The 2,522-nt window shown below is 69.8% G+C and carries 4 protein-coding genes; 2 read left to right on the forward strand and 2 right to left on the reverse strand.

The window, feature by feature from the left end; genetic code table 11:
• Positions 1 to 276 (forward strand): SH3-like domain-containing protein (locus FV228_RS26680; protein ID WP_147857280.1); only part of this gene is annotated, 276 nt, incomplete at its 5' end.
• Positions 273 to 596 carry a nitrile hydratase accessory protein gene (locus tag FV228_RS26685; RefSeq protein WP_147857281.1) on the forward strand — a complete coding sequence of 108 codons (324 nt, stop codon included), beginning with the start codon at positions 273 to 275 and terminating at the stop codon, positions 594 to 596. The genes FV228_RS26680 and FV228_RS26685, both read left to right, overlap by 4 nt.
• On the opposite strand, the gene FV228_RS26690 is transcribed toward FV228_RS26685, so the two are convergent.
• The gene (locus FV228_RS26690; protein ID WP_147857282.1) at positions 584 to 1,459 is read right to left on the reverse strand and encodes an MBL fold metallo-hydrolase; all 876 of its coding nucleotides are present in this window, start codon (positions 1,457 to 1,459) and stop codon (positions 584 to 586) included. The genes FV228_RS26685 and FV228_RS26690 overlap by 13 nt on opposite strands.
• A gap of 163 nt (positions 1,460 to 1,622) precedes the next feature.
• Positions 1,623 to 2,522 (reverse strand): SDR family oxidoreductase (locus FV228_RS26695; RefSeq protein WP_147857283.1); only part of this gene is annotated, 900 nt, incomplete at its 5' end.

A 2,522-nucleotide genomic window follows, 5' to 3' on the forward strand; every position in this document is an offset into this window, starting at 1 on the left:
CCCGCCCGCTTCGCGGTCGGCGACGCCGTCCTCGCCCGGAACGTCCACCCGACCGGGCATACGCGGCTGCCGCGCTACGTCCGCGGGCGGCGGGGCCGGATCGAACGCATCGACGGCGCCTTCGTGTATCCCGATACCAACGCCTACGGCGCGGGCGAGAACCCGACGTGGCTGTACACCGTCAGCTTCACGGCCCGGGAACTGTGGGGCGACAGCGGCGACCCGGGCGGGATCGTCACGGTGGCGGCGTTCGAACCCTACCTGGAGGCGGCGTGATCGCCCCGTCGCCCAAAGCCTTCGCGGCTCCCTGGGAAGCGCAGGTCTTCGCCCTGGTGGTATCCTTGCAGGAGGCCGGGCTCTTCACCTGGACCGAATGGGCCGAGCGGCTCGGCCGGGAGATACGGCCGGCGGACGGACCGGAACGGGCGGCCGATTACGGCGCCTGGCTCGCGACCCTGGAGACGATCCTGGCGGAGCGCGGGGTAGCACCATCAGACAGCGTGGCGGGGCGGACCGAGGCGTTCCTCCGCGCCGCCGAGGCGACGCCGCACGGTCAGCCGATCCGTTTGGAGAACGATCCGCTCTACCGGCCCTGATCCAGGAGGCTGTCGAGGGGCACCGGGGCGGCGTGCGGCCGGCCGGCCAATTGCGCGTCGATCAGCGCCAGAACCTCGCGCCGCCCGCAATTCTTCGCCGCTTCGAAGGGCGTCCAGGTCTGATCGAATTCGAATTGTGCGAAGACTGCGCGGTAGCGCTCCAATTCCTTCGCGGTAAGCGGCACGCCGCGGACGAAGGCCTTGTGCGCCGAGATCGTCGTGGCCCGGCGCGGGTCGGCGGGGTCCAGCTCGAACTTCAGCGCGTCGCCGCAGAAACAGATGTTCCGCGCCCGGTCGAACAGAACGGCGTGACCGTCGAAATGGCCGGCGGTGCGGTGCAGTTCCAGACCCGGCAGAGGCTCCAGGACGTCGTCGTAGGGCCAGCTCACCTGCAGCGCCGCACTCCACGTGAAGTCGGCCGCGGGCAAGCACAATTCCGGGTCGAACCGGTCCTGCAATTGCACGAGGGCGCCGTAGGCATGCGGGTGCGAGGACGAGAGCACCTGCATACCGCCGAGCGTCTCGATCTGGTCCAGGGCGGCCTCGCTGAAGACCGGGCAGCCCTCGAAGCCCATGTTCCCGTTCTCGGTCCGGATCAGGTAGGCGGAGGGGCCGATGCCGGAGACGGGCTCGTTCCAGAATCGCCACACGCCGGGCTCCAGCTCCTGCCAGTGGCAGGGAAAAGCGTCCTGCGCCTCCCGGGTGGTGCGGAACCGCCAGCCGTCTTGCGGGACCACGTGGCGTGCGTCGAGGCACATCGGGCAGGACGGGGGCGCCTCGAAATGGCGCTGCCAGAACCCACAATTGTCGCAGGTGTAGGCGGGCAGATTCAGGGCGCCCGCGAAGGGCAGGTAGCCGGGCATCGTCTCAAGCCTCTCCTAGCGAATGATCCCGGGGGGTTCCAAAGGGCATCGCCCTTTGGCGGTGTTCGGGGGCGGTGCCCCTGAGTATCCAGAGCGAAGCTCCACCGCAGGGCACTGCCCTGCACCCGCAAAAGGTCTCAGACCTTTTGAAACCAGACCGTGTCTAGCGAGTCCGGTCGGGTAGCGCAGCCCGCCGCGACCGACTGGTCGCCAAGGCGGCGCCGGCGAGGCCCAGCAGCGCCAGCCCGGCCAGGCCACCGACCACCGCGTCGCGGGTGCGGCTGGTCACGAACTCGCTGCGGGTCGATTTCATCCGGTCGTTGAACCGCCCATCGATGCCGACATCGCCGGGCACCGGATCGAACAGGTTGCCCGTCATGTCCGGAAACGTCGTGTCGGACAGCTGAGCCGACCACATCGTGGCAGCCTTGCGGTCCGCCAGCGTGGGGGCGAGCGCCTGCGCGGCGGCCATCATCATCGACGAGCGCCCGACCCAGACCTCCCGGCGCGGATGTTCGGCGGCGTACACGATCGCCTCCGCGCAGAGCCGCGGATCGAACACCGGATCCGGGGCATACTGGCGATGGCCGGTGCGGTTGCGCGCCCAGTTGAACTGCGGCGTGTTGACGGCCGGCAGGTAGACCACGCTGAGGCTGACGGCGACGTTGTCGTGGAGCAGTTCGCACCGCAGGGCGTCGGTGAAGCCGGAGACGGCGAACTTGGCCGCGCAATAGGGCGCTTGGAGCGGTGCCGCCCGGATCGCCAGCCCCGAGGAAACCTGGATGATCGCGCCGCGGTTGCGCCGCTTCATGTAGCGGAGCGCCGCGAGCGTACCGTAGACCTGGCTCAGGTAGGTGGTCTCGGTGACCCGCCGGTACTCGTCCGGCGTGATCTGGTCGGCCGGGTTCACCACGGTCGCCATGGCATTGTTCACCCAGGCGCGGATTGGGCCGAGTTCAGCCTCGATCCGGGCGGCGGCCGCATCGACGGCCTCGGGATCGGCGACGTCGGCCGCGATCGCCAGGACCGGCTGGCCGTAGGCGGCAAGCGCTCGCTCGGCGGC

The sequence above is a fragment of the Methylobacterium sp. WL18 genome (assembly GCF_008040015.1).
Lineage (GTDB): Bacteria > Pseudomonadota > Alphaproteobacteria > Rhizobiales > Beijerinckiaceae > Methylobacterium > Methylobacterium mesophilicum.

Bases quoted from the DNA above. Each gene is read 5' to 3' on its own strand.
- FV228_RS26690 (WP_147857282.1), bottom strand. From the start codon at position 1,459: ATGCCCGGCTACCTGCCCTTCGCGGGCGCCCTGAATCTGCCCGCCTAC.